The 5566-nt window shown below is 51.3% G+C and carries 3 protein-coding genes; all 3 read right to left on the reverse strand.

Annotation, left to right across the window (positions count from 1 at the left end; genetic code table 11):
* Positions 1–195: twin-arginine translocation signal domain-containing protein (locus ACEW8P_RS19665; protein ID WP_373514780.1), on the reverse strand; the 195-nt coding region annotated here is incomplete at its 3' end.
* Positions 196–272: 77 nt separating this feature from the next.
* A complete protein-coding gene (locus tag ACEW8P_RS19670; protein WP_373514781.1) occupies positions 273–1958 on the reverse strand; it encodes a RagB/SusD family nutrient uptake outer membrane protein in 1686 nt (561 codons plus the stop codon).
* Positions 1959–1985: 27 nt separating this feature from the next.
* Positions 1986–5255 carry a TonB-dependent receptor gene (locus tag ACEW8P_RS19675; RefSeq protein ID WP_373514782.1) on the reverse strand — a complete coding sequence of 1090 codons (3270 nt, stop codon included), beginning with the start codon at positions 5253–5255 and terminating at the stop codon, positions 1986–1988.
* Positions 5256–5566: the final 311 nt, after the last annotated feature.

The following is a 5566-nucleotide window of genomic DNA, read 5'->3' on the forward strand; positions in this document are numbered from 1 at the left end:
CCGCTCAATGATCCGCAGGGTACCAGCCGAATGACCTATATCCCCAATATTTTTATCATTCCAGGATGAGCGCAGCAGGATCGTTGGGTTGGCCTTGCCTGTGGTCGATTGGAGTACCTCCGTGAATGAGCGGGGGGTGGCAAGGGAAGCGGTCACAAGGGTACCTGCTTTCAGAAAATTCCGTCGGCTTTGCATCGTAATAGTAGGAGATTTTAAAGGGAAAAGGATATTAAAGTCTGGGTAAGTTGTTAAAGCACTTACCCAGACTCGCTTTATTTGGCTCCCGGATAGCCGGGGTTTTGGTCCAGCACGGCACCCTGATTGGCATCAATGGCTTTTTGGGGAATCGGCCACAATTCATGATATGGCTGCATGGTGGCTTTGGCGTCCCAGTTGTACCGGGTAGCTCGCTCATACAGTAATCCCAACCGCACCAAAGTTCTCCTTCGTGCTTCTTCTACGGTCAGCTCCCGGGCTCTTTCGTCGAGCAGGTACGCCAGGTTTACGTCAGCGGCGGCCACAGGTTTGGCATTGGCACGAGTCCTTACCACGTTGATGTCGGCGGCGGCACGCTGCATATCGCCTTTGTGGATGTAGGCTTCCGCCCGCAGCAGGTAGGTTTCGGCCAGCCGCATCCGGATCTGATCGTTGTTGGTGCGGCCAGAAAGCGGGGCGGTAAGTTCGCCTTCAATTTTACGGATCATTGGGTAGAACCACCGCAGGGTATCAACTGCAATAGTGGTAGGCTTGCCATTCTCATCCGCCACAAATGCTTTTCCGTTTACCAGGGTATACTTGGCTTCTTTGCCAAAGTACTTTGAGGTAGGATCGTTGTAGTACCATTTGCGACGAATGTTATAGCGGGAATTGCGCATATCATTGGCGTAGTTATCTTTCCATAGATCATAAAAAAAGTAGTTGGTAGGACGGTTGCCTCCCTGGCTGCGTCCAATACTGTCGCTAACCAGGATTCTTTTGTTGTCCGGCGACCGTATGTTTTCAAACTGGGGGCCCCACCACCGTAGATCCACATTGAGCCCTTCGCCGCCCCCCACCGTCAGGAATTCAAACTGAACGGCCCAAATCGTTTCCAGATTTCCCGAGGCGCGGTTTTGCTGATTGGTCCAGAACAAATCCGAGAATACATCGCCGGGGCGAGAGGTTTTGCCAAAGCGCTTGGTCATGAGTTGGTACTGCCCGGCCGAACCGTCGATCACTTTTGTAGCGGCAGCAATCGCTTTGTCGTAAAAAGTGGCAACTTTCTTTTCCCGACCCAGACTAATGTAGACCTCAGTAAGCAGATGCAAAGCGGCGGCTTTGAAAATACGTCCATCTTTGGTAGGATCATTGACTACATTGGGCAGGTTTTCAGCGGCAAATTCCAGATCGGCTTTGATAAATTCCAGGGTTTCCAGACGACTGGCGCGGGAAAAATCAAAGCGGGGCTCAGTCAACTCACGGTCTACCAGTGGTACCCCGCCAAACAAATTCACGAGCACATTGTAGGCGTAAGCCCGGAAAAACCTGGCCTCGGCCACGAGGGCGTTCTTTTCCTGCTCCGTCCAGCGTACTACCGGGTTTTCGGCGCGAGTAATAATCAGGTTGGCATTTTTGAGCATATCGGCGTAGGCCCAATCCCAGTAGTAGTTCACAATCTGATCGTTGGGTAGCACCAGGCGGTAGTCTTTCATAAAGCGTCCGTCGGCTACACCACTCGTGGCGACATCGGTACCTGTTCCCATCTGGTCGGGGCGGTCGAGGGTGCGCTCGTCGCGGGCGCTTTTGTGCAGGGCCACCAGCACGGATTCAAAACCGGCCTTGCTGGTGAGCAGGTTTTCGGGACTGAATCGGTCGAGGGGTTTTTCATCCAGGAACGATTCCTGACAGCCGCCTATACCCAGGCAGAGCGATAGAACAAAAAGGAAATATCGGGTTGAAAGTATATTGCAAGTTTTCATATTCTGATTTTTTAAAGTGTGAGCAGGCTATAAGCCTATAATCAAACCGACAACCCAGGATTTCAGCAAGGGGCCATTGGATACGTTGCGTCCACCCGACCCATGCTCGGGGTCCCAGCCATCCCAGCCGGTCCAGGTTTTGAGGTTTTTGCCGCTAACATACACATTCACGCGATCCAGACGAACCTTGTCGAGAAGGTCTTTGGGCACCTCATAGCCGAGGCTTACATCCTGCAAGCGGAGGAATGTACGGCTCTGGTAAAACCCATATCCCAGAGGGTTTGGATAGCCAATACTGGGACGGTCGGTGAGCGGGTTTTCGGGAGTCCAGTAGGGGAGATCCATCAAATTGGCCCGGTCGAAGAAATTGCTACCGTGGTTAAGCAGGGAGTTACCACTGTAACCGCCGACGCGGGCATTCAGGAAGAAGGATAGTGACAATCCCCCGTAGGAAAGCCGGTTGGTGAGTCCGCTCGAAAAGTCTGGCTGGGAGGAGTGAAGTACCTGCCGGTCTTCGGGGCCAATCTTACCGTCTCCGTTGATGTCTTTGAACCGGATATACCCGGGTTTGGCGCTGGGATCCAGGGTATTGTCGTCACCCTGTTGCCAGATTCCGTTCCAAACGTAGTTGAAGTTGGCTCCCTGGGGCTGACCAATGAAACGGCCACTGGCGATATCGTCATCTTCCACACCGTCCCCGTTCAGATCGGTACCAGAGAGGCTCTTGATTTTGTTACGATTGAAGCTAAATACAAAATTGGTAGTCCAATTGAATTTCCCCTTGGTGTAGTTATTCGTATTGACGGTCAGTTCAACCCCCTTGTTGCTAGTGGCACCGATATTGGTAAAGAAGGTTTCGTAGCCGGTCATGTTGGGGATGCGCAGCGAAAGGAGCAGGTCGGAGGTATTCATGGAATAATACTCCACTGACCCTGAAATTTTGTCCTTGAAAAGGCCGAAATCAAGACCATAGTTTGAGGCGACCGTGGTTTCCCAGCCAAGCTGACTGTTGGACATAGAGGTAGGAGTGATGCCAATACTCGTACTGCCATTATCCCCAAAGACATACTGATTGCCCGTCTGGGTCATATTGCTGAGGGATGAGTACGGGCTGATGCCCCGGTTGCCGTTTTTACCGTACGAGTACCTGGCTTTCAAATATCCGATCCAGGGCAGCGAAGCCATGAATTTTTCCTCCGAAATGAGCCAACCCACTCCGATCGAGGGGAAGTTTCCGAATTTTCGCCCTGACCCGAAGGCCGAGTAGCCGTCGCGGCGAACGGTAAAATTAAACAGATACTTTTCAAGGAACCGGTACCCAATGCGACCCATGTAGGATGTGGCTTGTGATTCGGAAGCCGTAGTAGAAACAAGCTGATTTTCCCCAACGCCCAGCCCATTGTAGGAAAGCACATCGCTGAAAATATTATTGCTGGACAAGGATAAGCCATTTTCACGGGTACGTTCGAAGCTTTGCAGCAGTGTCACGTCCAGGTTGTGTTTCTGCCCGATTGCCTTGTTGTACTTCACTATGTTTTCCAGGGTAATGTAGTGGTACTTTCTGTTTGCTTTACTGCCACTGGCCAGGCGAAAGTTATTATCCCTCGGTTCGCTTACGGAAGGCGAAAAATTGGCGTCATCGTTGTACCTAAGGTTATTACCTAAGTTAAGTCGATAGGTGAGGCCTGGAATGGGTAGATTGATGTCGGCATACACATTGCTGAAAAGAGTATTGGAAGTACTCAGATGATCGTTTCGAACCGTGTTGAAAATGGGGTTAGGAGCCAGTCCGTCATCCATGGGCAGGCTTTTGAGTTCTCCATCCTCGTAGTATAGCGATGAAAATGGACTTAGGTAGCTGGCAGTCTCAAAATTGGCCCGAATGCCCGAGTAATCCTTGATTGTGAACCCAGTATGGGTGCCGATGCTCAGCCAATCGGTAATCAGGATGTCGAGGTTGAGACGCGATGAAAATCGGCTGAAATTGTCGCCCATTACCCGGCCTTTCATATCCGTATAGGAACCCGAAATGTAATAGTTTACTTTTTCGGTTCGTCCCGATAAACTTAATTCATGATTTTGCATAGGGGCCTTCTGGGCAATAGCCGACCACGGATCTATGGTGCGACCAGCCGCCCGATTTGCCTCTTCAATGGAGGTCAAGATAAGCGGCCTACCAAGAAAAGCGGCGGCGTCCTCCTTCATGGCCAGGTACCGCTCGGGGCCCATCATATTGGGGACATTGGCGTAGTCCGATCTGCCATAGTACGTGTTGTAGGTCAGTTTGGGCCTGGCCGTGGTACCTTTCTTGGTTGTAATCAGGATTACCCCGTTGGTAGCTCTGGAACCATAGATACTGGCAGAGCTGGCGTCTTTCAGGATGTCAATGGATTCGATATCGTTGGAGCTGATGTCCGAAAGACCGCCGTTATAAATAATTCCATCCAGAATAATCAGCGGTGCGTTGCTGGCTGAAATGGAGGCATTGCCCCGAATGGTAATGGAGCCATCAGCCCCCGGACGACCCGTGTCAATGACCGTAACGCCCGCTACCGACCCGCGCAGGGCCTGCGAGACGTTGACGTTCGGATTCGTTTCGTTAAGTTTAGGGTCAACCCGCATAACGGCTCCCGTAAGATCCTTTTTACGCTGGGTACCATAGCCCACTACGACCACTTCTTCCAATGTCTTGTTATCGACCAGCAACGTAATGTTCACTTGGTTTCTATTTCCAACTGCGACCTCCTGCGAAATATAGCCCACAAAAGAAAAAACGAGAATAGCCGACGAATTTTCGACCTCCAGGCGAAAGGCACCGTTTTGATCCGTGGTCGTCCCCCGCTGGGTGCCTTTCACCAGAATACTCACGCCAGGCAAAGGCCCGCTATTCTCGTCGGCGACGGTGCCTGATACGGAAATATCGACGGGAACATAGGGGGGGATAGTCAAATTCTCAAGCCGATTTAAGCCGGTTTCCGACCCCCGTTTGAGCAGAATCTGACTCCCTGAAACTTCATATTTAATACGCAGCGGGGTGAGTAGTTCCAGCAGCACTTCACCCAAACGCTTCTGTTGCACGTTCAGGGTGATTTTCTGGTTCGACCGAATCAACTCCGGGCTGTACATAAAACTGACAGCGGCTTCGCTTTCAATTTTTTTCAAAACGGCCGCCATCGGCTGCTGTCTGCTGTCGATCGTAATTGTTCGGTTCAGCACCTCCTGCGCCCGGCCGTCGTGGGCCAGCGATAGGCTCCCGAACACTAGGCCGAGGGTGAGTTGCAGTAGGCTGATTCTCATAATTTTTCGCAAGAGATGATGCGAGGGTATAGGAAAATTCATACTTTTGGTTGTTTTGCTTGGTTCTGGTAATTGGGTAAAATGATCCCCTCATCCTTTTCAGGACGTTCGTTTAGCGGCGACAGTAGGGGGTTCCGGGGTGAATGATGCGGAAACATCGTTCACCCTTTCTTATTTCAAAACCTCTAAGAGGAGTCCAGTAGTGGCATAGTGAGTGGGTTGAAAGGCTGTTATCGGCACGCTTTTCCGGTGAAAATGATCTGCCCGTCGGTCACTTCGTAGGTGGCTTCGGTAATGGCGCAAATCCATTT

Source organism: Persicitalea sp. (assembly GCF_041751555.1).
Taxonomy (GTDB): domain Bacteria; phylum Bacteroidota; class Bacteroidia; order Cytophagales; family Spirosomataceae; genus Persicitalea.